The 23,792-nt window shown below is 74.3% G+C and carries 23 protein-coding genes; 12 read left to right on the top strand and 11 right to left on the bottom strand.

Annotated elements, in window-relative coordinates:
- Positions 1-55 precede the first annotated feature (55 nt).
- Entirely contained in the window at positions 56-796 is a 741-nt protein-coding gene (locus HGA03_RS09570; protein WP_210732391.1) for an Ltp family lipoprotein, read from the top strand.
- Between the two features lie 127 nt (positions 797-923).
- Entirely contained in the window at positions 924-1,463 is a 540-nt protein-coding gene (locus tag HGA03_RS09565) for an alpha/beta fold hydrolase (protein ID WP_168630046.1), read from the top strand.
- A 138-nt stretch (positions 1,464-1,601) separates the two neighbouring features.
- Here the strand turns inward: HGA03_RS09565 and HGA03_RS09560 are convergent, their stop codons facing one another.
- A complete protein-coding gene (locus HGA03_RS09560) occupies positions 1,602-2,276 on the bottom strand; it encodes a response regulator transcription factor (RefSeq protein WP_168630045.1) in 675 nt (224 codons plus the stop codon).
- A 76-nt stretch (positions 2,277-2,352) separates the two neighbouring features.
- Between HGA03_RS09560 and HGA03_RS09555 the strand changes: the two genes are divergently transcribed.
- The 5 genes from HGA03_RS09555 to HGA03_RS09535 all read left to right on the top strand — a co-directional run bounded on the left by HGA03_RS09555 (position 2,353) and on the right by HGA03_RS09535 (position 6,370).
- Positions 2,353-3,501 carry a sensor histidine kinase gene (locus HGA03_RS09555; RefSeq protein WP_168630044.1) on the top strand — a complete coding sequence of 383 codons (1,149 nt, stop codon included), beginning with the start codon at positions 2,353-2,355 and terminating at the stop codon, positions 3,499-3,501.
- A gap of 246 nt (positions 3,502-3,747) precedes the next feature.
- A complete protein-coding gene (locus HGA03_RS09550) occupies positions 3,748-4,182 on the top strand; it encodes a hypothetical protein (protein ID WP_168630043.1) in 435 nt (144 codons plus the stop codon).
- A 43-nt stretch (positions 4,183-4,225) separates the two neighbouring features.
- Positions 4,226-4,774: a signal peptidase I gene (locus HGA03_RS09545; protein ID WP_168630042.1), complete on the top strand. Its 549-nt coding sequence runs from the start codon at positions 4,226-4,228 to the stop codon at positions 4,772-4,774.
- Positions 4,771-5,871: a hypothetical protein gene (locus HGA03_RS09540; RefSeq protein ID WP_168630041.1), complete on the top strand. Its 1,101-nt coding sequence runs from the start codon at positions 4,771-4,773 to the stop codon at positions 5,869-5,871. Before HGA03_RS09545 ends, HGA03_RS09540 begins: the two co-directional genes overlap by 4 nt.
- Before the next feature lie 103 nt (positions 5,872-5,974).
- Positions 5,975-6,370 carry a hypothetical protein gene (locus HGA03_RS09535; RefSeq protein WP_168630040.1) on the top strand — a complete coding sequence of 132 codons (396 nt, stop codon included), beginning with the start codon at positions 5,975-5,977 and terminating at the stop codon, positions 6,368-6,370.
- A gap of 32 nt (positions 6,371-6,402) precedes the next feature.
- Here HGA03_RS09535 and HGA03_RS09530 read toward each other — a convergent pair whose 3' ends face one another.
- Entirely contained in the window at positions 6,403-7,215 is an 813-nt protein-coding gene (locus HGA03_RS09530) for an SGNH/GDSL hydrolase family protein (RefSeq protein WP_168630039.1), read from the bottom strand.
- A gap of 15 nt (positions 7,216-7,230) precedes the next feature.
- A complete protein-coding gene (locus HGA03_RS09525) occupies positions 7,231-7,932 on the bottom strand; it encodes a uracil-DNA glycosylase (protein WP_168630038.1) in 702 nt (233 codons plus the stop codon).
- A gap of 121 nt (positions 7,933-8,053) precedes the next feature.
- On the opposite strand from HGA03_RS09525, the gene HGA03_RS09520 reads away from it, so the two are divergent.
- The 3 genes from HGA03_RS09520 to HGA03_RS09510 all read left to right on the top strand — a co-directional run bounded on the left by HGA03_RS09520 (position 8,054) and on the right by HGA03_RS09510 (position 9,386).
- A complete protein-coding gene (locus HGA03_RS09520; protein ID WP_168630037.1) occupies positions 8,054-8,338 on the top strand; it encodes a DUF3263 domain-containing protein in 285 nt (94 codons plus the stop codon).
- Between the two features lie 84 nt (positions 8,339-8,422).
- Positions 8,423-9,061 (top strand): LytR C-terminal domain-containing protein, encoded by a 639-nt coding sequence (locus HGA03_RS19590; protein WP_168630036.1) that lies wholly within the window; start codon positions 8,423-8,425, stop codon positions 9,059-9,061.
- 121 nt (positions 9,062-9,182) lie between these two features.
- On the top strand, positions 9,183-9,386 hold the full coding sequence (locus HGA03_RS09510) for a cold-shock protein (RefSeq protein ID WP_168630035.1): 204 nt from the start codon (positions 9,183-9,185) through the stop codon (positions 9,384-9,386).
- A 74-nt stretch (positions 9,387-9,460) separates the two neighbouring features.
- On the opposite strand, the gene HGA03_RS09505 is transcribed toward HGA03_RS09510, so the two are convergent.
- Positions 9,461-10,756 carry a glycoside hydrolase family 15 protein gene (locus HGA03_RS09505; RefSeq protein ID WP_168630034.1) on the bottom strand — a complete coding sequence of 432 codons (1,296 nt, stop codon included), beginning with the start codon at positions 10,754-10,756 and terminating at the stop codon, positions 9,461-9,463.
- A 247-nt stretch (positions 10,757-11,003) separates the two neighbouring features.
- Between HGA03_RS09505 and groL the strand changes: the two genes are divergently transcribed.
- Positions 11,004-12,629 carry a chaperonin GroEL gene (groL, locus tag HGA03_RS09500; protein ID WP_168630033.1) on the top strand — a complete coding sequence of 542 codons (1,626 nt, stop codon included), beginning with the start codon at positions 11,004-11,006 and terminating at the stop codon, positions 12,627-12,629.
- Positions 12,630-12,706: 77 nt separating this feature from the next.
- On the opposite strand, the gene HGA03_RS09495 is transcribed toward groL, so the two are convergent.
- The 3 genes from HGA03_RS09495 to HGA03_RS09485 all read right to left on the bottom strand — a co-directional run bounded on the left by HGA03_RS09495 (position 12,707) and on the right by HGA03_RS09485 (position 15,909).
- Positions 12,707-13,489: an HD domain-containing protein gene (locus tag HGA03_RS09495; RefSeq protein ID WP_239073427.1), complete on the bottom strand. Its 783-nt coding sequence runs from the start codon at positions 13,487-13,489 to the stop codon at positions 12,707-12,709.
- 78 nt (positions 13,490-13,567) lie between these two features.
- Positions 13,568-15,184, bottom strand: a complete 1,617-nt coding sequence (locus tag HGA03_RS09490; protein WP_239073428.1) for a sensor histidine kinase — start codon at positions 15,182-15,184, stop codon at positions 13,568-13,570.
- Positions 15,181-15,909, bottom strand: a complete 729-nt coding sequence (locus HGA03_RS09485; RefSeq protein ID WP_168630032.1) for a response regulator transcription factor — start codon at positions 15,907-15,909, stop codon at positions 15,181-15,183. Before HGA03_RS09485 ends, HGA03_RS09490 begins: the two co-directional genes overlap by 4 nt.
- Before the next feature lie 132 nt (positions 15,910-16,041).
- On the opposite strand from HGA03_RS09485, the gene HGA03_RS09480 reads away from it, so the two are divergent.
- Positions 16,042-16,716 (top strand): type 1 glutamine amidotransferase, encoded by a 675-nt coding sequence (locus HGA03_RS09480; RefSeq protein WP_239073429.1) that lies wholly within the window; start codon positions 16,042-16,044, stop codon positions 16,714-16,716.
- Positions 16,717-16,767: 51 nt separating this feature from the next.
- Here HGA03_RS09480 and HGA03_RS09475 read toward each other — a convergent pair whose 3' ends face one another.
- From HGA03_RS09475 to HGA03_RS09460, 4 genes are all read right to left on the bottom strand, one after another.
- The gene (locus HGA03_RS09475) at positions 16,768-17,505 is read right to left on the bottom strand and encodes a PspA/IM30 family protein (protein ID WP_168630030.1); all 738 of its coding nucleotides are present in this window, start codon (positions 17,503-17,505) and stop codon (positions 16,768-16,770) included.
- 72 nt (positions 17,506-17,577) lie between these two features.
- The gene (locus HGA03_RS19335; protein WP_168630029.1) at positions 17,578-19,605 is read right to left on the bottom strand and encodes a TPM domain-containing protein; all 2,028 of its coding nucleotides are present in this window, start codon (positions 19,603-19,605) and stop codon (positions 17,578-17,580) included.
- Positions 19,606-19,769: 164 nt separating this feature from the next.
- Entirely contained in the window at positions 19,770-21,458 is a 1,689-nt protein-coding gene (locus HGA03_RS09465) for a DNA repair helicase XPB (protein ID WP_168630028.1), read from the bottom strand.
- Positions 21,455-23,698, bottom strand: a complete 2,244-nt coding sequence (locus HGA03_RS09460; protein WP_168630027.1) for a helicase-associated domain-containing protein — start codon at positions 23,696-23,698, stop codon at positions 21,455-21,457. Before HGA03_RS09460 ends, HGA03_RS09465 begins: the two co-directional genes overlap by 4 nt.
- Positions 23,699-23,792: the final 94 nt, after the last annotated feature.

Raw genomic sequence — 23,792 nt, 5'->3', positions numbered from 1 at the left:
TGAACCTGCGCACTCGACTCCGGTCCCGAAGGAACCGTTCTACCGTCGGGTATGGGTGCTGGTGACGGTCGGTGTGCTGATCCTCATCGGTGCGATCGGAGCCGTGGCTGGAAACTCCGATAGCGGGGATGACCCGCAGGCTGCCTCGACCGCCTCCGGGCTGGCGGTGAGAGATGATGCCATCGAAGTCCCCGACGTTGTAGGAATGAGCCTCGACGACGCGGTGGCTGCACTCACTAAGGCTGGTCTCACCTACAACACCATTGGCGACTCCGGCGAGGTTGAGACGCAGGCGCCGTCCGGCGGAACGGACGTGCTTCCCGGGACCCAGGTGTTGCTCACTGTGGTGGATCGTGAGGCAGAGAAGGCCGCCGAGGAAGCCCGCCAGGCTGAAGAGCAGGCCGCCGAGGAAGCCCGCCAGGCTGAAGAGCAGGCCGCTGCGGACGCGGCAGCCGCGGCCGAGGCCGCCCGGATCGGCAACGTCTCGCAACAGAACGCCTACCGGTCCGCCGTCTCCTATCTCGACTTCTCGGCGTTCTCTCGTGCCGGACTTATCCGCCAGCTGACGAGCGAGTACGGGGAGGGTTACCCGCCGGAAGACGCCGAGTTCGCAGTAGCGCGGCTGGAAGCTGAGGGTGGAGTCGACTGGAATGCCGAAGCGGCTGAGGCGGCCGCGTCTTACCTTGAGTACTCCGCGTTCTCGCGTCAGGGGCTGCTCGATCAGCTCACGAGCGAGTATGGCGAGCAGTTCACTCCGGAGCAGGCGGAGTACGGAGTCAGCACGACAGGGCTCTAGCGAGCACGCCGGTCCAGTGCTTCGTACGCGGGCCGGAGGACTCCGTTGCCGCTCCCGTCGAGCGCGTCCGGCCCGCCGACCGCACACTGTCCGCCATGGACATCCGTAGCGCAGCGAGGCACCTCCGGTGACCCGGGCCGTCATCGTGCACGGCACCGGCGGCCACCCGGACGTGATCTGGTACCCCTGGCTCGCCGACCGGCTGGCCGCCCGCGGCTGGACGGTGGACCGGCCGCACTTCCCGGACCTGAACGTGACCACCGTGGACGACTTCCTGCCCGGCGCGCTGGAGCGGTTGGCGGTGGACGAGGACACGGTGCTGATCGGGCACTCCGGCGGGGCGGCGCTGCTGCTGGCGGTGCTGGAGGCGATCGAGGTGACCGTGCCGCAGGCGGTGCTGGTCGCCGGGTACAGCACGCAGCCGAACGACAGTGCGGAGCCGGTGCTGCGGGCGTCCTACGACTGGGAGCGGATCGCGGCGCATGTCGACGATCTGGTGCTGGTGAACTCGGTGACCGATCCCTACGGCTGCGACTGGCGGCAGGGGATGGCGATCCGGGACCGGGCCGGCGGCACCCTGGTCGTGCGGGACGAGGGGCACTTCGGTGATGTCGATCAGCCGTTCGACAGCTTCGAGCTGCTGGACCGGCTGATCAGCGCCGGGTAGGGGCTCCGGACATGGAAAAGCCCTTGGCCGCGCAGGGGGCAGGCGACCAAGGGCAAAGCCCACTTTACCCGATCGAGGGCCGCCGCGTCACGAGCAGATGGGTGAAGCCGGTGTGAGTCCGGCCACGGCCCCGGCCGGTCAGCTCCCGCTGCGGCCGGTCTCCTCCAGCAGGCGCAGGGCGGCGGTGACCCGGGGGTTGCGCGCCGGGTCGGCGTCGATGCCGAGGGTGCCGTAGATCCCGTTGATGTGGTTCTGCACCGACTTCTCGGTGATGTGCAGCACCTCGCCGATCCCGGCGTTGGACAGGCCCTGGGCGAGCAGCCGCAACACCGCGTACTGCCGGTCGGTGAGCCGGGCGACCGCCGATCCTGCCCGCGGCGACATCCGTTCCAGCAGCACCGGGTCCAGGGTGGTGCGGCCGGCGGCGGCGGCCCGGATCGCCTGGACCAGGGTGTCCGCGCTGGTCGAGGTGGTCTTGGACAGGTAGCTCCACCCGCTCGCCACATCCGGCGGCAGGTCGAGCAGCAGGTCCATCGCGTCGTGCGCGGACAGCAGCAGGATGCCCAGACCCGGTTGGCCACGGCGGACCGTGACGCCGAGCGCGATGCCGTTGCCGTCCGGCAGGTCGATGTCGAGCACGGCCACGTCGACGGCGCCGGGTCGCAGCGCGGCGGTCGCCTCGCGGACGGTGCCGACGGAGGCGACCACCCGCACGCCCGGGGCGGAACCCAGGGTGAGTTCCAGCATGGAGCGGAACAGCGGCTGGTCCTCGACGATGGCCACGCGGATGGCACGGGGGGCGGTTTCGGTCATTGCTCCCAGTATCGTCGGGCTCCGGCGCTTCACGTGCGACGACGCGCGGGACGCACTGCGACCACGGACGGTGAGGATGAGGCTCGGACCCCAGGACGCCGATCGGGCGGACCGCGGCGCACTGCTGCTCGCGACCGGATCGGTGATGGCGGTGTTCGCCGTGGGCGCGGCGGTGCAGAGCGCGTACGTCTACCAGAACCAGGTCGCGGACGGCTCCGGGGTGCCGGTGTGGGCCCGGATCCTGGCCAACCTGGGCGCGGTGCTGACCGTGCTGCTGCTGTACGGCTGGCGGGGTGCCGCCCTGTCGGCCCGGGGGACCGGGTGGCTGATCCTGGGCGCCGGCGCGACCGGTGTGCTGGCCGGGCTGTGCCGCTCCGGGCTGCAGGTGCTGCTCGGGGTGTACCGGCCGTCGAACCTGGGGGCGCTGGGCACCGACCTGATCAGCGCGGTGGCGGTGGCCTGGATCGCCAGCGTCTTCGGGTTCACCACGATGCGGTCCCGGCAGCGGCTGCGCGCCGAGATGGCGAGCGCGTCCCGGGGGCAGGTGCAGATCGAGCTGGCGCTGGCGGCCCTGCAGCACGAGGAGGTCCGGGTCCGGCGCGAGGTGGCCGAGGGGCTGCACGGCACCGTCCAGCAGCGGCTGGTGCTGGTGGTCGCCCGGCTGGACCGGCTCGCCGACCGGCTGCGCCGCGGCACGGTGGAGCCCGCCGACCTGGCGCTGCTGGCCGAGGCCCGTACCGAGGTCGAGACGGTGCGCGAGGCCGATGTCCGGGCCACCAGCCGGATGCTCTACCCCGATCAACTCGAGGTCGGCATGGTGCCGGCGATCCGGGCGCTGCTGGGCCGGATCCCCACCTCGGTGAACACCCGGCTGGGGGTGGCCGCCGAGGTGCGTGCGCTGGACGACCCGGCTGCCTCGCGGCTGAGCCAGGGCGAGCGGCTGCTGGCGGTCCGGGTGGTCGAGGAGGCGGTCAGCAACGCGCTGCGGCACGGCCGGGCGGGGGTGATCGACGTGCGGCTGTCCCGGGAGGACGACGCGGTCCGGGTGTCGATCTGGGACGACGGCACCGGCCTGGGGGACAACCCCGGGCCGGCCTCGGGCACCGCCCGGCTGTCCGACCGGCTCCGGCTGGCCGGGGGTGAACTGCGGCTGACCTCGGAGCCCGGCGACGGGACCCGGCTGGAGGCTACGGTGCCGGTGGAGTCGCTGCGCACTGGGTCGTAGGTCCCACGGCAAACGGGTGACCCGAAACCTGGTGGTACCGGGTCGGATGTCGGAATTGTCCCGGTCCGAGCGGGTGAAAGCGGCTCACCCGGACCGGCGGGTGGGTGCCAGCACCCAGGCGGCGCATCGGCGCAGGTCACCGCTCGCCCTACATTTCCGGCGCCCCGGACCGCGCGATCCGCCGAGACCCGGGGCGGCGTCATTTCCCCTGGTGACGCCCCCTGTAGACCCGGAAGGTCACCGCTCATGTCCGCAGCCGTCGCTCCCCGTCGCACCACCCGCCGCAAGGTGGTCGCCCTCACCATCGCCGCCCTGGGCATCACCGGCCTGGGCCTGGCCTCCGCGGCCCAGCTCAACCTGACCTCCGGCGCGCTCGGCGCGGGCACCACGGTGGTGGCCTCCTGCGACACCGACGGCGTCGCGGTGAAGTTCGCCGACACCTTCTCCACCACCGCCAAGGGGTACGCGGTCACCGGGATCACCCTGTCCGGGGTGTCCACCGCCTGCGCCGGCCAGGGCGTCACCGTCGACCTGCTGGACAACGACCCGGCCGCCGCCGCCACCTCGATCGGCACCGTCACCGCCACCGTCCCGGCCGGGGGCGGCACCGTGACCATCCCGGTCACCGCGTCGGTCAAGGCCTCCGACGTCAAGGGCGTCGCGGTCGTCATCGCCGGCTGACCCAGCGGTGACCCGGTTCGGCCGGCCGGCCGTCAGGACGGGGGTGGCGCAGCGGCGTCACCCCCGTCCGGCGCGCCTGCGGTCGGCCGCCGGGTGGCTGCTCACCGCCGCCGTGGTGGCCGTGCTGGTCTGGTTCGGCTGGCCGACCACGCTGGGCGGCTGCACCACGCTGACCATCGTCTCCGGTCACTCGATGGAGCCGACGTACTACACCGGCGACCTGGTGGTCTCCCGCTGTGGGCGGCCCGAGGTCGGCGACGTGGTGGTCTACACGCCGCCCGGCGTCGACCAGGGCCGGGTGATCCACCGGGTGGTCGGCGGCGACGCCCGGGACGGCTGGGCGATCCGGGGCGACAACAACGACTTCTACGACCCCTGGCGGCCGCACCAGGAGGACGTGCTCGGCATCGCGGTGCTGCACGTGCCCGGGCTGGGCCGGGTCGCGGCGATCCTGCTGGACCCGTGGGCCTGGGCGTCGCTGCTGGTGATCGCCGCCGGCGTGCTGCTGTGGCCCGGCCGGCCGGCGGCGGACTCCGAGGCAGACCCCGCGCCCGAGCCGGAGTCCGCACCGGAGCCGGAGCCGGTCCGGTGACCGCGACCCGCCCCGCCACCCGTCCCACCACCCGCCGAGCTGCCCTCGCCGTGCTGGCCGTGCTGCTCGCCGCCCTGGCGGTCTGCGGCCTGCGCCCCGCCAGCGCCGCCCGGCTCGACCTGCGCGGCGGCAGTCACCTGCTCAGCTCCGCGGCCCCGTGCACCACCGCGACCCTGACCGCCGCACCCGGCAGCACCGTCTCCGGACAGGCGACCACCCTGGTGCTCGGCGGCATCCCGGCCGCCTGCGCCGGTGCCGCCGTGGCCGTGCGGATGTACGCGGCCGACGGCACCCCCACCGGCACCGCCGACAGCACGGGCACCGCGGTCGCCGGCAGCCTGACCCTCACCGTGCCGAGCTACGCCACCGACCGGATCGCCGGGACCGCGCTCACCCTGAACGGCTGGGCGGTGCCGGTCACCTGGGCCGCGCCGACCGGCACCCCGGCCGGGCCGGTCACCCCGGGCCCGGGCACCACCTTCACCGGCCTGACCTGGTCCCAGCTGGCGAACTCCGGCACCCAGGCCTGCTTCAGCGTGCAGGTCTCCGGCGCGGCCGGCACCACCTGGCGGGTCGATCTGCACCTGGACCAGCGCCCGTTCAACGGCGTGACCTCGGCCGACGGCTTCCAGGTGCACAGCCCGTGGTTCGGCCAGGTGCTGGGCGAGCCGTCCGGCGGCGTGCTGTCGATCGGGGGCAGGGCCGGGTACACCACCCTGGCGGCCGGGCAGTCGATCACGGTCACGGTCTGCCACTACAACCTGCCGGCCCCGCAGTACGACCCGGCGCTGAGCTACAGCCAGAGCACCGGGGCGGTCACCGGCAGCGCGAACTACGCCTGCATGACCACGACGGTCCGGGTGTCCGGCACCACGCAGTTCTACGCGGGCTGGCGGGCCGACATCGACCTGCGCCCGCTGCTGGACTACCTGCGCGACCGGGGCATGAGCACCGCCGGCGCGCGGTTCAGCGCGCCCGGCAACTACACGCTGGCGCAGCTCAGCGGCACGGTCTACCGGGTGACCCCCACCGCCTGGGACACCTGGGGCGTCCGGGACGACAGCCCGCAGAGCGTGCAGGTCTGCGTGCAACCCTGACGAGTGAATCCGCGCTCCGGATGCTCAGCGGGCCCGCCGGGCGGACGATCAGCCGATCGGGACCGATGGATCGGCCCCGAGGAGTCCACGGAGGGGACAGGCGATGGGGCTGACACGTGCCCGCCGCACCGCGGGTGTCACGCTGGCGCTGCTCGGCGGCGCGGGTCTGGCGGTCTCCGCCGCGCGCGCGATGAGCTGGGAACAGCTCGGCCCGGTCTCCGCCGGGGAGTGCGTGGTGGACGCGATCCGGATCGGCTACGACGTGGACTACGACCCGGCGCTCGGCGGCTACGCGGTCACCACGGCCCAGCTGTCCGGGGTGCCGGAGGGCTGCACCGGCCGGGAGCTCGCCCTGACCCTGCGGGACACCGCGGACCGTGCGCTGGCCGAGTCCCGCACGGCGGTCAGCTCGCCGCTCACCACGGTGGCGCTGACCGGTCCGGTGCCCGCCCAGGACGTGGCCGGGGTGTCGGTGGCGCTGGTCTCCGACCAGGGCTGAGGGCCAGATCAGGGCCAGGCAGGGCTGAGGAGTCAGACCTCGGTGAGCTGCGGCAGTTTGGCGGTGCGCCCGTCGCCGGAGCTGGTGCCGTGCAGCCGGTGGGTGGCCCAGGGGTAGACATGCAGCCGCAGCCATTCGGCGTCCAGCCGGGCCTGCGCGGCGCGGGAGATCGGCGGCGCCGGGGCCAGCGGCTCGTCCCACGCCGGGTCGTCCGGGGTCAGGCCGAGGGCGGCCAGGGCACCCTGCGCCACCCGGGCGTGCGACTCGGTGGTGAGGTGGATCCGGTCGGGCGCCCACATCCGCAGGTCCTTCAGGTGCCGCATCCCCCACAGGTCCACCACGTAGGCGCCGTGCCGCCGCGCGATCGACCACAGGTGGGCGTTGAAGATCGCCACCCGCGGCCGGGTGGCCTGCAGCAGCCCGGATCCGCTGACGTCCATCCCGGTGGCCAGCAGCACGTCGGCGCCGGTGGCCCGGATCCGCTCCACCGCGGCCTCCAGGTTGCGCGCCAGCCGGTCCACGTCGGCGGCCGGGCGCAGGATGTCGTTCCCGCCGCCGACCAGGCTGACCAGATCGGGCTCCAGGCGCAGTGCCGCGGGGACCTGTGCGGTGACGATCGGCCGCAGCAACTTCCCGCGCACCGCCAGGTTGGCGTACTGCAGACCGGGGAGCCCGGCGGCCCGGCGCCGGTCGGACAGGTGCCCGGCCAGCACGTCGGCCCAGCCGCGCATCGGGGCGTCCGGGCCGTGCGGGGCGTCCCAGAGTCCCTCGGTGAAGGAGTCGCCGACGGCGACGTAGCGGGCCCAGCGGGGCGCCTGCCCACCGCCCGACAGATCCGTGGTCATGCCAGCCATCCTGCCTCAGGCCCGGGTGGCCGTGCTCAGGTCCCAGTCGATCGGTGTGGCGCCCTGCTCGGCCAGCAGCTGGTTCACCCGGGAGAACGGCCGGGAGCCGAAGAACCCGCGGCTGGCGGACAGCGGGCTGGGGTGGGCGCTCATCACGGCGGGCACCTGGCCCAGCCGGGGCCGCAGCGACTGGGCGTCGCGGCCCCACAGGATCGCCACCAGCGGGCCGCCCCGCTCGACCAGGGCCTCGATCGCCCGGTCGGTGACGGTCTCCCAGCCCTTGCCGCGGTGCGAGGCCGGTGCGCCGGGCTCGACGGTCAGCACCCGGTTGAGCAGCATCACGCCCCGGTCCGCCCACACCGATAGGTCGCCGTCCTCGTGCCGCGGGACGCCCAGGTCGTTCTCCAGTTCCTGGTAGATGTTCGCCAGCGACCGGGGCAGCGGCCGGACGGTGGGCTGCACCGAGAACGACAGGCCCATCGGGTGCCCGGGGGTGGGGTAGGGGTCCTGGCCGACGATCAGCACCCGGACCTCGGCCAGCGGGCGGCGGAAGGCGTTCAGGATCGCGTCCCCGGCGGGCAGGTACTGCCGGCCGGCGGCCAGCTCCGCCCGCAGGAAGGCGCCCATCTCATGGATGCGGCCCTCGACCGGGGCGAGCGCCTCGGCCCAGTCGGCGGCGATCAGGTCGGACAACGGTGCGGGCGGTGTCGCGGTCACCCGGCGAGGGTAGCGAGGCGGGTGGCGATCGTGGGGCCGGACCGGTGGCCGGCCTGAATGACATGGGTGTGATTCGGGTCGTATCCTGGTGCGGTTGGGCGAACGGGCGAGGAGGGCACCGATGAGCGCGATGACCGAGGCGGTCCGGGCCGGCGACGGCCTGTCCGAGCGGGACGAGCAGGTGCTGGCCTTCGAGCGGCAGTGGTGGAAGTACGCCGGGGCCAAGGAGCAGGCGATCCGCGAGCTGTTCGACATGTCCGCGACCCGGTACTACCAGGTGCTCAACGCCCTGATCGACAACCCCGCGGCCCTCGCGCACGACCCGATGCTGGTCAAGCGGCTGCGCCGGATGCGCTCCACCCGCCAGCGCCAGCGCACCGCCCGCCGGCTCGGCACCGACGACTGACGCGCCCCACCTGCACACCTTCTCCACCACAGTCGCCCGCCCGCTCGTCGCGGTCGCACAACCCGAGCCGTTAGCCTGTCCGGCGTGACGAAGGGCAACTACCCCTATCCCGAGGACGAGTTCGACGCCGCACCCGGCTCGGACACGCCGATCGGAGTCCATCGCGCGCCCCGGAGCTGGTGGTCGCGCTGGTGGCCCTTCGTCGTCGTGATCGTGGTGGTGCCGGTGCTCACCGTCGGCGCCGTGCTGTGGACCTCGTCCTGGGACGGTCTCGGCACCAACGACGACCAGGCCGGGGTGGAGCTGACCGACGACCCAGCCAGCACCGAGGGCGATGACGCCGCGACCGACCCGGCGGCCGAGGACACCGGTGACGGGACGCAGGAGGGCGGCGAGGACGCGACCGCCGAGGACCCGCCGGTCACCGAGGAGCCCCCGGCGGTGGACTATGCCCAGTCGATCGACGTGCTGAACGCCGCCCGGCGCAACGGGCTGGCCGCGGACGTGGCCGGCCAGCTGGAGGAGGCGGGCTTCACCACGGTCACCGCGGGCAACGGCGATGCCACCGCCGCCGACGTGACCACGGTGTTCTACGCCTCGCCGGAGCTGGCGACCACCGCCCAGGCCGTGGCGGACGCCCTGGGCATCGCGACGGTGCAGGAGTCCGCGGCGGACGCGGGCAGCGGGATCGCCGTGTTGCTGCGGACCGACTTCGTGGGCTGATTCGGCGATTCACCCCTTTCGCCCCACCCCGGGCGGGGCTACGCTCGGCGCCACGCCGCAGTCGGTCCCCCGGGGCACCTGTGGCGGTGTCAGCCGAAACACACAGTCGCAGGAGCACCGCATGCCGCAGGGCACCGTCAAGTGGTTCAACGCCGAGAAGGGCTACGGGTTCATCACCCCGGCCGACGGCACTCAGGATCTGTTCGTGCACTTCAGCGCGATCCAGACCGATGGCTACCGCAGCCTGGATGAGGGCCAGAACGTGGAGTTCGAGGTGGGGCAGGGCACCAAGGGCCCGCAGGCCGAGCAGGTCCGGCCGCTCTGACGTCGACGGCGGGGCCGGCACCCTCCGGTGTCCGGCCCCGCCGCGTCGTCGTCCCGGTCAGGGCTCTCGCGGGCTCAGGACTCCAGGGCGGCCACCGCCAGCACGACACAGGCGGCGGTCCAGGCCAGGGGTGCGACCGCGGCGGGTGACCCGTCGTCCAGCACCTTCTCCGGCAGTGCGCCGAGGTCGGTGCGGTGGTCGTCGAGCCAGTTCAGCCAGGTGATCGCCTGGTCCGTCTGACCGTTGCTCGCGGCGGTCAGGGCGTACAGCGACGTCTGTGGCGTCCAGGAGATGCCGTCCTGCCGCCAGCCCGCGCCCGGGGCCAGTCCGCCGGCCGGTCGCGCCATCAGGCCGGCGGAGTCCTGCCACGCCTCCAGCGCGCCGTCGAGGGCGACCGGCTGGAACGGCGGCAGGGTGAACGCGCTGGCCGCGTCCGCCTGGTCGCCGCCGGCGTAGCGGCCGTAGTCCGCGAACTCCTCCTGCACCGCGTCCCGGGTGAGCGCCGCCGCCTCCCGGGCACTGTCGGCGCGCCCCTCGTCGCCCAGCACGGCGTAGATCTCCACCGCGCCCTCCAGCCCGGCCAGCACCGGTGCGACCGTGCCCAGGGTCAACTCGTCCTCGGGCACCTCCCAGTAGTCCGGCGACGCTGCGGGCAGCCCGTCCCCGGCGACCAGCCGTTCGGCGTGCGCCGCGGTCCGGTCGACCAGCGGACGCAGCTCGGTGGCGGTGGCCACCGGATCCGGTGCAGCGGCGACCACCTGCGCGCTCGCCCACAGCACCCAGCCGACACCGTCGGTCTGCTCGCCGCGGTCGTCCGGGGTGTCGCCGGAACCGTCCGGCAGGTAGCGGGCCTGGAACGAGCCGTCCGGCTCCTGGACCCGGGCCAGGAAGTCCAGGATCTCCAGCGCGTCGGACAGGTGGCCGGTCTGGGCCAGCGCCACCGCGACGAAGGATGCGTCCCGGGGCCACACGTAGCGCCAGTAGGGCGACCAGGCGGCGACCGCGGCGCCGTCGTCCAGCACCAGGGTGTGCAGGTCGAGCAGGGCGTCGGTGACCAGGTCCGCGTAGGGCCCGTCCGCCCCCGGGATCTCACCGGCCTCCAGCCAGGCCAGCTGTGCGGCGGCCTGCTCGTCGTCGCCGGTGCTCGCCGGGTCGTCCACCACCCGGGTGCCCTGGTGCAGCAGCGGTTCGGCGCCCTCCGGGACCAGGCTGCGCCCGCCGTCGGCGTCGATCACCACGGCCTCGGAGTACAGCGCGATCCGGGCGCTGCGCGGGCCGGTCGCACCCCAGGCGACCAGGACCGCGGCCAGCGCGGCGAGCACGACGACCGGGAGGGCGCGGCGCCCGTGCCGGACCGAGGGGGCTGACATGGGCAGACACCGTAATCCACCAAGACCGCCGGATCGGCGCGGAACGTCCCGCGGTGTCTTGCACTCAGAGGGGTCGAGTGCTAACCATTGACTTAGCACTCTCCGGTGGAGAGTGACAGAATCGAGAACATCTGGCCGACCCGGTGAGGTCCGCCGCACGCCGGGACATGACCGGCGGGTGGCAGGCCGTCCGTCGCGGGCACCGCTCGGCCGACCCAGTAGCCATCAGTGAAGGATCGATAGCCCCATGGCCAAGATCATTGCCTTCAACGAGGAGGCCCGGCGCGGCATCGAGCGGGGTCTGAACACCCTCGCCGACACCGTCAAGGTCACCCTCGGCCCCAAGGGCCGCAACGTCGTGCTGGACAAGAAGTGGGGCGCCCCCACCATCACCAACGACGGTGTCTCCATCGCCAAGGAGATCGAGCTCGAGGACCCGTACGAGAAGATCGGGGCCGAGCTCGTCAAGGAGGTCGCCAAGAAGACCGACGACGTCGCGGGTGACGGCACCACCACCGCCACCGTGCTGGCCCAGGCGCTGGTGCGCGAGGGTCTGCGCAACGTCGCCGCCGGCGCCAACCCGATCGCCCTGAAGAAGGGCATCGAGAAGGCCGTCGAGGCGGTCACCGAGCAGCTCCTGGCCCAGGCCAAGGAGATCGAGACCAAGGACGAGATCGCCGCCACCGCCGCCATCTCCGCCGGCGACCAGGCGATCGGCGAGCTGATCGCCGAGGCCCTGGACAAGGTCGGCAAGGAGGGCGTCATCACGGTCGAGGAGTCCAACGCCCTCGGCCTGGAGCTCGAGCTGACCGAGGGGATGCGCTTCGACAAGGGCTTCCTGTCGGCGTACTTCGTCACCGACCCGGAGCGGCAGGAGGCCGTCCTGGAGGACGCCTACGTCCTGCTGGTCGAGTCCAAGGTCTCCAACGTCAAGGACCTGCTGCCGCTGCTGGAGAAGGTCATCCAGACCGGCAAGCCGCTGCTGATCGTGGCCGAGGACGTCGAGTCCGAGGCGCTGGCCACCCTGGTGGTCAACCGGATCCGCGGCATCTTCAAGTCCGTCGCCGTCAAGGCCCCGGGCTTCGGCGACCGCCGCAAGGCGATGCTGCAGGACATGGCGATCCTCACCGGTGGCCAGGTCGTCTCCGAGACCGTCGGTCTCAAGCTCGACCAGGTCGGCCTCGAGGTGCTGGGCACCGCCCGCAAGATCGTCGTGACCAAGGACGAGACCACCATCGTCGAGGGTGGCGGCGCCGCGGAGCAGATCGCCGGCCGGGTCAACCAGATCCGCGCCGAGATCGACAACTCCGACTCGGACTACGACCGCGAGAAGCTGCAGGAGCGCCTGGCCAAGCTGGCCGGTGGCGTCGCCGTCATCAAGGCGGGTGCCGCGACCGAGGTCGAGCTCAAGGAGCGCAAGCACCGGATCGAGGACGCCGTCCGCAACGCGAAGGCCGCCGTGGAGGAGGGCATCGTCGCCGGTGGTGGCGTCGCCCTGATCCAGGCCGGCAAGACCGCGTTCGAGACGCTGACCCTGACCGGTGACGAGGCGACCGGTGCGAACATCGTCAAGGTCGCCATCGACGCCCCGCTGAAGCAGATCGCCGTCAACGCCGGTCTCGAGGGTGGCGTGGTCGCCGAGCGCGTCCGCAACCTGCCCGCGGGCCAGGGCCTCAACGCCGCCACCGGCGAGTACGAGGACCTGCTGGCCGCCGGTGTGAACGACCCGGTGAAGGTGACCCGTTCCGCGCTGCAGAACGCGTCCTCGATCGCCGCGCTGTTCCTCACCACCGAGGCCGTCGTCGCCGACAAGCCGGAGAAGGCCGCCCCGGCCGCCCCGGACGCCGGTGGCATGGGCGGCATGGACTTCTGAGTCCCGCCGCAGCCTGACCCGACCACGGGCCGGTCACCCCTCGCGGGGTGGCCGGCCCGTGGCGTGTGCCCGCCGGTTCAGGCGCGGGGCAGGGTGTGGTGGTCGGGGAGCTCGGCGCCGGGGTGGATCTGCTCCAGCGGCCGGTCGGTGCCGTCGCCGGCCTCCCGGGACTCGATCTCGGCCAGCACCTTCTCCAGCTTGTGCAGCTCCGCGCCCAGGTTCTGCCGGGCCGGTTCCTCCCACGCCGCGCCGAGCGGGCTGACGAACAGGCTCGGCCGGTTCAGCAGCTTGCGCACGATCTTCAGCCGGGCGCGCAGGTAGTCCGGCATCGGGATGCCGGCGTACTCCTCGCGGACGTCGTGCAGGTAGGCCTTGTACCGCTGCGGCTCGGCGGCCAGCATCGCCAGGTCGGCGTCGCAGAGCACCGCACAGTCGAAGTCGCTCGGGTCGGCGGCGTGCCGGACCAGCGCGATCACCATCTGGTGCACCCGGGCCACCGCGGACTCCGGCAGGCCCAGCGCGGTGAGCTGCTCGCGGGCCAGGGCGGCGGAGGCGACCTCGTTCTCCCCGCCGCGGTTGGCGTAGGCGGCGACCTGGTCGGCGTCGAAGATCGCACCGTGGTACCAGGCGGCCAGCCGGACCAGGTCGGGCTCGTGGGTCTCCTCGGCCAGCTCGTCCACCCGGGCCAGCACGTCGGTCAGGTGCCGGAGGTTGTGGTAGGTCCGGCCGGTGCCGGTCCAGCGGTCCACCAGGTCGCTGCCGACCCGGCGGATCTCCTCCTCCGGTGCGGTCGCCCCGGCGCCGACGGCACTGCGGACGAATGCGGACAACAACCACTGCGGTGCGTCGTAGACGCCCATGGAACAAGCCTCACGCAAGACGGAAACCCTGACGGACGCGCCATCGTAGCCCGCTGCGGCGACACCGGAGACCCGGGCTCAGTCCACCTGCTGCTCGGTGTCGTCCAGGGCCGGCAGTTCCACCCGCACCGTGGTGCCGCCACCGGGGGTGGGCTCGATCCGGACCGAGCCCAGGTGGGTGTCGACGATGGCCGCCACGATCGCCATCCCCAGGCCGGCGCCGCCGCCGGTGCCGGTGGCCTCGCGGGTCCGGCTGGCGTCGATCCGGTAGAACCGCTCGAACACCCGGGCGGCGTGCTCGGGCGGGATGCCCGGCCCGTGGTCGCGCACCTCCAGCACCACCCGGTCGCCGACCCGGCCGACCAGCAGTTCGGCCGGGGACCCGGTGGGGGTGTGCCGGGCGACGTTGCCGACCAGATTGGCCAGCACCTGGCGCAGCCGGGACTCGTCGCCGCGCACCACGGTGGCCGGCAGCGCGTCGTCCGCCCCGGGCACCAGCGGGCCGACCCGCACCTCCCGGGTCGGGTCCAGCGCGCGCAGGTCGTGGGCGGCGTCGGTGGCCAGCACCGCGAGGTCGACCGGATCGGTCCGCCCGGGCCGGTCCGCGTCCAGCCGGGCCAGCGCCAGCAGGTCCTCGACCAGGCCGCCCATCCGGGTGGCGGACTGCTCGATCCGGCGCATGGTGTCGTCGACCTGCTCCTTCTCGGTCAGCGCGCCCATCCGGTACAGCTCGCCGTAGCCCCGGATCGCGGCCAGCGGCGTGCGCAGCTCGTGCGAGGCGTCGGCGACGAACCGGCGCATCCGCTCCTCCGAGGCGGTGCGGGCGTCGAAGGCGGCCTCGATCTGGGTGAGCATGCCGTTCAGCGAGGCCGCCAGCCGGCCCACCTCGGTGCTCTCCGGGCCGGAGGGCACCCGGCGGGACAGGTCGCCGGCGGCGATGGTGGCCGCGGTGTCCTCGATCTCGCGCAGCGGGCGCAGCGAGCGGCGCACCGCCCAGGTGCCCGCCACCGCGCCGATGATCATGATCGCGGCGGCCGACGTCCACAGCGCCACCGCCGCGGAGCGCACGATGCCCTGCACCTCGCCCATCGGCCGGGCCACCGTGACCCAGCCGATCAGCTCGCCGCTGTGGCTGCTGGTGACCGGCACCACCACCGCCCGCCAGGCCGACCCGGCGCGCGAGGAGTGGATGGTGAACGGCTGGCCGAGGTAGCGCTCGACGTTGTCGAAGGTGAGGTCGGGCATCACCGGGTCGCCGAAGGTCTCGGTGGTGGCGGGGGACGGGTCGATGGCGCCCTCGGAGGTGAGGATGTGTGCCTCCAGGGCGAAGTCCACCTGGACCCACTCGCCGACCGCGACGCCGTCCAGGTTGCCGTCCCGGGTGTACGCCGCCGCGGTCTGGCTGGCGTAGGACTTGGCGGAGGACACCAGCTCCTCGTCCACCTGCCCGATCAGGTAGCGCTGCAACAGGGTGGTGGTGGCGGTGCCGGCGATCGCCAGGCCGACCGCGAGCAGCACGGTGCTGATCCCGACCAGCCGGACGCTGAGCGGGGTCCGGCGCCACACCCCGCGCACCCGCTCCAGCCCGCGGCGCAGCGGGTGCGGCGGGCTCGGCTCGGGGAGTGGTTCGGCGCCCTGGGCCCGTGCCTCCGCGGAGCTGAGATCGACCGGCTCGGTGGCGGAGGGCTCGGTCACGATCCGCTCGGCTTGCGGAGCATGTAGCCGACCCCGCGCTTGGTCTGGATCAGCGGCACCACCGGTCCGTCCGGCCCCTTGAGCTGGTCGACCTTGCGGCGCAGGTAGGAGATGTAGGACTCGACGATGTTCGCGTCGCCGCCCCAGTCGTACTGCCAGACGTGGTCCAGGATCTGCGCCTTGGACAGCACCCGGCCGGGGTTGAGCATCAGGTAGCGCAGCAGCTTGAACTCGGTGGGCGACAGGTCGACCACCTGGCCGGCCCGGCGCACCTCGTGCGAATCCTCGTCCAGCTCCAGGTCCTCGTAGTGCAGCACCGAGCTGGACTCGGCCTCCGCACCGGTGGTCCGGCGCAGGATCGCGCGGATCCGGGCGACCACCTCCTCCAGGCTGAACGGCTTGGTGACGTAGTCGTCGCCGCCGACCGTCAGGCCGGTGATCTTGTCCTGGGTGTCGTCCCGGGCGGTCAGGAACAGCACCGGCACGTGCTGGCCCTTCTCCCGCAGCCGCCGGGTCACGGTGAACCCGTCCATGTCGGGCAGCATCACGTCCAGCACCAGCAGGTCGGGCTGGAACTGCTTGGCCAGGCGCAGGGCGCTGCCCCCGTCGGCGGCGGAGTGCACGTCGAAGCCGGCGAACCGCAGCGAGGTGGCGAGCAGCTCGCGGATGTTCGGCTCGTCGTCGACGACCAGCAGGGTGGCTTCGGGTCCGGATGTGGCGCTCACGCTGCCAGTCTGCCGCGGATCGCTGAGGGTTTCCTGGGAGAGTGCTGCGGATTCATGGGATCGGCGGGGCAGGCGCTACCGTGCTGCCTCGTGACCGTGGCACCCTCCACCCCTGTTGTGACCGTCGTCCGGATGGATGACGAGGTCCCCCTCGACCGGTTCGCCGACTGGCTGGACGGCGTGCGCGTGCGCCTGGTGCGCGCCGACCTGGGCGAGGACCCCGGCCCGGCGAGCGAGCTGGACGGGCTGATCGTGCTCGGCGGCCGGATGTCCGCCCACGACGACCAGCTGCCCCAGGTGCCCGCCGCCCGCGCCCTGCTGGCCGACGCGGTCGCCGCCGGGGTGCCCACCCTCGGCATCTGCCTGGGCGCCCAGCTGCTGGCGGTGGCCACCGGTGGCCGGGTGCACGTGGATGCCCCGCCCGGACGCGAGGCCGGCGCCGTGGCCCTGCACTGGCGGCCCGAGGCGACCGGTGACCCGGTGCTCGGCGAGCTGGCCGGCGACCGCGGCGTGCTGATGCCGACCATGCACTCCGACGCGGTGGTGGACCTGCCGCGCGCCGGGGTGTGGCTGGCCGCCTCGCCGATGTACCCGTACCAGGCGTTCCGGATCGGCAGCGCCTGGGGGGTTCAGTTCCACCCGGAGGCCTCCCCGGAGCTGATGCGCCGCTGGGCCGAGCTGGACCAGCTGCCCGCGGACGAGGCGGAGGCGATGGTCGAGCAGGCCACCGCCGCGGACGACCGGGTCGCCCGGGACGGCCGGACCCTGGCCCGGGCGTTCGCCGCCCAGGTGCGCGCGGCGGCCTGACGCACGACGGCCCGCCACCCCACCGGGGTGACGGGCCGCGCGCCGGGGGACTCAGCCCTCGATCTGCGGGGTGGGGCGGCCGGCCTTGAGCTGGGCCAGCCGGGCCTCGACCTCGATCTCGGTGCCGGCGGACTCCAGCTCGGCGAACTGGGCGTCCAGCGAGGACGCGGCGATCTCGGCCTGGCCCATCGCCAGCGCCTCCTCGCGGCGGACCTTCTCCTCGAACCGGGAGATCTCGCTGGTCGGGTCCAGCACGTTGATCGTGCCGATCGCCTGCTGCACCTGCTGCTGGGCCTGGGCGGACTTCTGCCGGGCGACCAGGCTGTCGCGGCGGGACTTCAGCTCGGTGAGCTTGTCCTTCATCTGGGCCAGGCCCGACTTCAGCCGCTCCGCGGTGTCCCGCTGGGAAGCGATCATCGGCTCGGCGGTCTTGACCTCCTGCTCGGCGGCGATCTGCTTGCTGATCGCGACCTTGGCCAGGTTGTCGAACTTGTCCGCGTTCACGGTGTCGCCGGCGCTGCGGTACTGGTCCGCGCGGGCGGAGGCGGCCAGCGCCTTGCTGCCCCACTCCCGGGCCGCGGCGACGTCCTCGGCGTAGTCCTGCTCGGCCAGGCGGAGATTGCCGATGGTCTGGGCGATGGCCTTCTCGGCGTCCTGGATCGAGCCGGTGTAGTCGCGCACCAGCTGGTCCAGCATCTTCTGCGGGTCCTCGGCCTGGTCCAGCAGCGCGTTGATGTTCGCCCGCGCCAGCTGGGTGATCCGGCCGAAGATGCTCTGCTTCTCCGTCATGTCATGCCTTCCTTCTCGGGGAACATCCGGCCCGGGGACGGGCCGTCGTCGTCACTGTCCAGATCGGCGGGCTCAGAACCCGCCGCCGCGGCCACCGCCGCCACCGCCGCCGAAGCCACCTCCACGGCCGCCGCCGCCGAAGCCACCCCCGCGGCCACCGCCGCCGAAGCCGCCACCGCCGAAGCCACCCCCGCGGTGCCCGCCGCCCCGGTGCCCGCCGCCGCCGAAGCCGCCGCCGCTGCCGCGCAGGATCGAGTCGATCAGGATCCCGCCGAGCACCATGCCGCCGATCCCGTCCAGGCCGCCGCCGCCACTGCCCGGCCGGTTGCGCCGGTCGTGCTCCTCCACGTCCTGCTGCGCCAGCCGCTGGGCCTCCGCGACCCGCTGTTCGGCCTGCTGGGCGGCCACCAGGGCGCGCTCGGGGTCGCTGTCGCGCTGGTCGGCCGCGGTCCGGTACAGCCGGTCGGCCTCCGCCAGCCGGGTGCGGGCCTGCGGGCCGACCACGCCGCGACGGGTGTCGATGAAGTCGCCGGTGCCGCGCAGTCCGGCGGCGACCCGGCCGAGCACCTGGTCCAGCAGGCCCTGGGCGCGCCGGGCCCGGTCCGCGGCCTCCCGCATCGGGGCCAGCGCGTTGTCGATCGCGGCCTCCGCGGCGGTGAGCCCGCGCAGCGCGGCCAGCGGGTCGCCGCTGCCGGTGCGGGCGGTCCGGGCGGACTCGATCGCGGCCCGCGCCTCGGCCGCCCGGGTCTGCACCGTGGCGTCCCGGGGGGCCATCCGGGCCGCGTCGTCCAGATCCGCGGAGATCGAGGCGATCCCGGCGTCCAGCCGGGCGCCGATGGTGGCCAGCTCGGCGCCGGCCTGGTCCACCGCGTCCAGCAGGGTGCGCACCTGGCCCAGCGCCTCCTGGGCGGCCCGGGCGTAGCGCGCGGCGGTGCGCCGGTCACCGGCCTGCACCGCCTGCTCGCCCTGGGCCAGCGCGGTCTGCACCTCGTCCAGCAGGGCGGTGGCCTGGTCCGGGTTCTGCCGCACCGAGGCCAGCGCGTCGGCGGGGTACCGGGCGGCCAGGGTGTCCAGGGTGGTGCGGGCGGCGGGGATCCGGGCGCGCTGGTCCGCGGCGGAGCGCGCGTGCTCCTGCAGGGCGGCCCCGGCACGCTCCTCCACCTCGCGCAGCTTGCTGAACGCCTGGTTCTGCGCCTCCAGCGCGGCCGACACCTGCTCGACGATCTGCAGGATCCGGGTGGCGGTCTCCCGGACCTGGGGCTCGGTGTCCGGGATGTCGTCGTCCAGGGTCTGGCGCAGCCGGAACGCCTCGGTCACCTGCGCCTTGGCCTGGGCCAGCACCCGCTCGAACTCACCGGTCGCCTCCGGGCCGAACTGGGCCTGGGCGAAGCCGAGCTCCTGTTCGGCGGTGCGCAGGTCGTCGTCGATCCCGACCAGCGCGGAGGCCGAACGCCGGTCCAGCTCCGCGGTGGGGATCTGCGCCGCCGCCCCGCCGCGGCCACCGACCCCGGCCGGTGCACCGCTGCGGGCCCGCCGGCGGGACGCGACCCAGGCGATCAGCGTGATCGCGACGATCAGCACCAGTCCGCCGATGAACACCCAGCCCAGCGCGGACCCGCCACCACCGGTGGCCGCCGACCGGATGCCGTCCGCCGCGGTGATCGCGGCACCGGCCCAGTTGTTGTCGCGCAGTTGGTCCTCGACGTCCACGGCCACCGAGTCCAGGTCCCCGGAGGACAGGCCGGGCACGTTCAGCGGCGCCAGGGTGTAGACCCGCGCGTCGGTGGCGACCGCCAGCACCAGGTCCTGCGAGCCGAGTCCGGTCAGGCTCGCGGCCTGGTCGGCCCAGTCGGCGGGCGTGCTCCCACCGAAGTCCGGCACGTACACCACGTAGAGCTGGTAGTCGGTGTCCTCGGCGAGCTGGTCCAGGGCGGACTGCACCTGCGAGGTCTGCGATCCGCTCAGCACCCCCGAGGTGTCGGTGATCTCCGAGCTGAGGGCGACCGGGTCGGTCATCGGCAGGGCGGCGGGCGCGGCGGCGGGGCCGAGCGCGGCGCCGGCGGCGACGGCCAGGCTGAGGACGGGCGACAGGACCGGCAAGCGGGCAATCCCTTCGTGCGGCGGTGCCCACCCCAACGAGGCGGGCGCCGGGCGGGTTCCCGCGGCGCCGAGGGGACGTCCGCTGCCGAGGACCCGCCGGGCAGCAACCTAGCGGGCGGCGCGCCGTGATGGGTGGTCGTGCACCCCCGGTCTAGGGGTCGCCGTCACCCGGCAGTGGCCTGATCCAGGTCCTCCGCGTCCACGATCCGGTAGGCGTACCCCTGCTCGGCCAGGAAGCGCTGCCGGTGGGCGGCGAACTCCTGGTCCACGGTGTCCCGGGCGACCACGGCGTAGAAGTGCGCGGTGCGGCCGTCGCCCTTCGGTCGCAGCAACCGGCCGAGCCGCTGCGCCTCCTCCTGCCGGGAGCCGAAGGAGCCGGAGACCTGGATCGCCACCGACGCCTCGGGCAGGTCGATCGAGAAGTTGGCGACCTTGGACACCACCAGGGTGGTCAGCTCCCCGGCGCGGAAGGCGTCGAACAGCCGCTGCCGCTCGGTGACGGTGGTGGCGCCCGTGATCACCGGGGCGCCGATGTCCTCGGCCAGCTCCTCCAGCTGGTCCAGGTACTGCCCGATCACCAGGGTCGGTTCCCCGGCGTGCCGGCGGACCAGCTGCTCGACCACCCGGATCTTGCCCGGGGCGCTGGCGGCCAGCCGGTACTTGTCCTCCGGCTCGGCGGTGGCGTAGGTCATCCGGTCCCGGTCGGGCAGGGTCAGGCGCACCTCGACACAGTCGGCGGGGGCGATGTAGCCCTGCGCCTCGATGTCCTTCCAGGGCGCGTCGTACCGCTTGGGCCCGATCAGGCTGAACACCTCGTCCTCGCGGCCGTCCTCCCGGACCAGGGTGGCGGTCAGGCCGAGCCGGCGCCGGGCCTGCAGGTCGGCGGTCATCCGGAAGATCGGGGCCGGCAGCAGGTGCACCTCGTCGTAGAGGATCAGGCCCCAGTCCCGGGCGTCCAGCAGCTCCAGGTGCGGGTAGACGCCCTTGCGGCGCATGGTCAGCACCTGGTAGGTCGCGATGGTCACCGGGCGGATCTCCTTGCGGGCACCGGAGTACTCGCCGATCTCGTCCTCGGTCAGCGTGGTGCGGCGGATCAGCTCGTCCCGCCACTGCCGGGCGGAGACGGTGTTGGTCACCAGGATCAGCGTGGTGGTCTTGGACCGGGCCATGGCCGCGGCGCCGACCAGCGTCTTGCCGGCGCCACAGGGCAGCACCACCACCCCGGAGCCGCCGTGCCAGAACCCGTCGGCGGCCTCGGCCTGGTACGGCCGCAGCTGCCAGGGCCGGGGCGCGCCGTCCGGGCCGGGGTTGGACTCGCCGGACTCGTCCAGGTCGATCGCGTGCGCCTCGCCGTCGACGTACCCGGCCAGATCCTCGGCGGGCCAGCCCAGCTTGAGCAGCGCCTGCTTCAGGGTGCCGCGCTCGGAGGGGTGCACCACCACGTCGGTGTCGTCGATCCGCTGCCCGACCAAGCCGGCGGTCCGCTTGGAGCGCAGCACCTCGGCCAGCACCGCCGGGTCCAGCGCGTGCAGCACCAGGCCGCGGGCCGGGTCCTGCACCAGTTGCAGCCGCCCGTAGCGGGACATCGTCTCGGCCACGTCGACCAGGAGGGCGTGCGGCACCGGGTAGCGGGAGTACTCGAGCAGCACGTCCACCACCTGCTCGGCGTCGTGGCCCGCGGCCCGGGCGTTCCACAGGCCGAGCGGGGTCAGCCGGTAGGTGTGCACGTGCTCGGGCGCGCGCTCCAGCTCGGCGAACGGCGCGATGGCCCGGCGGCAGGCCTCCGCCCGCTCGTGGTCGACCTCCAGCAGCAGGGTCTTGTCGCTCTGGACGATCAGGGGTCCGTCGGTCACGGGGCGACTCCTTCAGCCTGGTTCTCGATCCGGGTCACCCCGGCGACACGGTGGGCGGCGACGACGATCTCGGCATCCCGGGCGGTGTCGGTGACCCGGACCCGCCCGCCGTCGACGCGCAGCGGCCGCACCCGGCGCCGTTCCAGGGCGCCGCGGGGGCCCACCAGCTCCAGCCAGACCTCGGCATGGTCGGCGGCCGCCTCACGCAGGGTGGCCAACGCCGTGCCGGGGTCGTCTGTTCCCCCGGTGCGCGGACCGGTGCGCAGTCCGCCCGCCGGGGACTCCCCGCGCCGCAGCACCTGCACCAGGGTGGCGGCGCGCTCGGCCGGGTCGATGGTGTCCACCCGCTCGGCCGGGCGGCGGCGGGCGGGCGGGATCCGCTGCTGCACCGGTGCGGCGTGCAGCACCCGGCCGTCCGGGGTCTCGGCCACCGGCGCCAGGCCCCGGGCGCGCAGCGCGGCGAGCAGGTCGGCCAGCGGCGCCTGGGCGGCCAGCACGGTCGGGGCCAGCCGGATCAGGCCCAGCCCGGCCAGCTTGGGGTCCTCGGCCAGCCCGGCCAGCAGGGTGGGGTCCTCGGTGCGCAGGTAGGAGGTGGCCGACCCGCCGCGCAGCAGCCCGTGCCGACGCGCGGCATCCCGGACCAGGTACTCCAGCGGCTGCGGCACCCCGCCCCGGGTGTGCGCGGCCAGCTCGGCCAGCAGCTCGTCGGCGCCGCGGCCGGCGTCCAGGGCCCGGCGCACCGACTCCGGGGTGAACCGGATCGTCACCGCCCCGCCCCGGGACTCCACCACGGCGGTGGCCTCGATCAGCCGGTCCAGCTCCGCGGAGGGACGGCCGGGCACCACGCCGGTCAGGTCGCCCTGCAACAGCAGGTCGTCCACCGCCGGGGGCAGATCCGTGGCCAGGGCGGCGGCCGGGTCCTGCTCGGCCAGCAGCGCACGCCCGGCGCCGGCCAGCGCCCCGGCGCCGAGCAGCCCGAGCAGCCCGGCCTCGGTCAGCACCGCACCGATCGCCTCGGCCGGCGGCACCGCCCGCGGCGCCTGCCAGGCGAGCAGGTCGCGCACGTCGTCGGCGGCCGGGGCGCTGCCCGGCGGTAGGTCGGCCAGTGCGGCCAGCACCTGGCGGCGCAGCCGGGGCGCCCACGGGCGGGCCAGTTCGGGGCCGAGCGGCGGCCGGACCAGGGCCCGGTCGTCACGGGTGCCGACCAACGCCGGCCACCGGGTGGTCTGCGCCCACCAGCCGGCCAGGGCGGACCAGCGCTCCGGCAGGTCGCGGGCGGCCCACTCGTCGGCGGTGGCGGTCGGCCGGTAGTGCGGGCGCTCCTCGCCGTCGTCCCGGATCAGGCCACCGATCGCGGCCAGCTCGATCCACAGCGCCGCCTCGGGCTCCGGCACGCCCAGCTGCTGCGCAGTGCGGCGCAGGTCGCGCACCCCGGCGCCCCCGGCCCGCAGCACCGGCGGCGGGGTGGTCGCCCACAGCTCCACCAGCCCGGCCACCAGGCGCACCGCCCGCTCGGCCGCGGCCACCGACTCGGCCGCCACCAGGTCCGCCCGGCGAACCGGTGCGGCGGCGGGCACCGGCGGCCGGCTCGGTTCGGCGTGCACCCGGCCACCGCGCAGCCGCAGGGCGACGTCCCGGGGCAGCACCACCCGGTCGCGGTCGGCGGCCTGCAGCAGTCCGGCCGCGATCAGCTCGTCCGCCGCCGCCGCACCCGGGCCCTCGGTCGGTCGCCGGCCCACCGGCGGTCCCCAGGTCAGCGCGTCCAGCACGGCCCGGGCGGCGGGGGAGACCTCCGGCAGCGGGTCGGGCAGCACCGCTCCGGTCAGCACGGGGGACAGCCCCGCCACCACCGGGCCCAGCGCCTCCGCCAGGCCCGGCGCCGGCCGCAGCGCGGGATCGCCCGCACCACCGGACACCGGGTACAGCAGGGCCAGCTCGGTGGCGGTGCGCAGGCGCTCGCGGACCAGCGCCCCGTCGCCCCGGCCACCCCCGATCGCGGCCACCACGTCCCGGGCCCGCAACCCGGTGTCCCGGTCCAGCACCACCACGGCCTCGATCGCCTGCAGCACCCCGGCGTCCAGGCCGGCCAGCGCGCGGTCCAGGCTCGGGCGGCTGGTGGCGCGGGCGGCCAGCGAGGACAGGGTGGCCGGGGACGGGTGCGCCAGATCGGGCCGGCGCAGCAGCAGGTCCACGAGCTGCTCGTCCGACCGTGCGCGCAGGTGCTCGCTGTACGTGGACATCCGCACCACGATACGTGGCCGGGCCGCTGCGGCGTGCCGCGGGCCGGTGGGCGGAGTGCTGGTGCACCATCTGCGCACCGGTCAGCCGACGGAG

It is taken from the genome of Cellulomonas denverensis (assembly GCF_012396125.1).
Lineage (GTDB): Bacteria > Actinomycetota > Actinomycetes > Actinomycetales > Cellulomonadaceae > Cellulomonas > Cellulomonas denverensis.
This window is presented reverse-complemented; position numbering and strand designations above follow the sequence as displayed.

Coding starts and splice junctions, on each gene's coding strand:
- HGA03_RS09560 (WP_168630045.1), bottom strand. CDS start 2,276: ATGACCGAAACCGCCCCCCGTGCCATCCGCGTGGCCATCGTCGAGGAC.
- HGA03_RS09555 (WP_168630044.1), top strand. CDS start 2,353: ATGAGGCTCGGACCCCAGGACGCCGATCGGGCGGACCGCGGCGCACTG.
- HGA03_RS09550 (WP_168630043.1), top strand. CDS start 3,748: ATGTCCGCAGCCGTCGCTCCCCGTCGCACCACCCGCCGCAAGGTGGTC.
- HGA03_RS09535 (WP_168630040.1), top strand. CDS start 5,975: ATGGGGCTGACACGTGCCCGCCGCACCGCGGGTGTCACGCTGGCGCTG.
- HGA03_RS09530 (WP_168630039.1), bottom strand. CDS start 7,215: ATGACCACGGATCTGTCGGGCGGTGGGCAGGCGCCCCGCTGGGCCCGC.
- HGA03_RS09520 (WP_168630037.1), top strand. CDS start 8,054: ATGAGCGCGATGACCGAGGCGGTCCGGGCCGGCGACGGCCTGTCCGAG.
- HGA03_RS09510 (WP_168630035.1), top strand. CDS start 9,183: ATGCCGCAGGGCACCGTCAAGTGGTTCAACGCCGAGAAGGGCTACGGG.
- HGA03_RS09505 (WP_168630034.1), bottom strand. CDS start 10,756: ATGTCAGCCCCCTCGGTCCGGCACGGGCGCCGCGCCCTCCCGGTCGTC.
- groL (WP_168630033.1), top strand. CDS start 11,004: ATGGCCAAGATCATTGCCTTCAACGAGGAGGCCCGGCGCGGCATCGAG.
- HGA03_RS09495 (WP_239073427.1), bottom strand. CDS start 13,489: ATGGGCGTCTACGACGCACCGCAGTGGTTGTTGTCCGCATTCGTCCGC.
- HGA03_RS09480 (WP_239073429.1), top strand. CDS start 16,042: ATGGATGACGAGGTCCCCCTCGACCGGTTCGCCGACTGGCTGGACGGC.
- HGA03_RS09475 (WP_168630030.1), bottom strand. CDS start 17,505: ATGACGGAGAAGCAGAGCATCTTCGGCCGGATCACCCAGCTGGCGCGG.
- HGA03_RS09460 (WP_168630027.1), bottom strand. CDS start 23,698: ATGTCCACGTACAGCGAGCACCTGCGCGCACGGTCGGACGAGCAGCTC.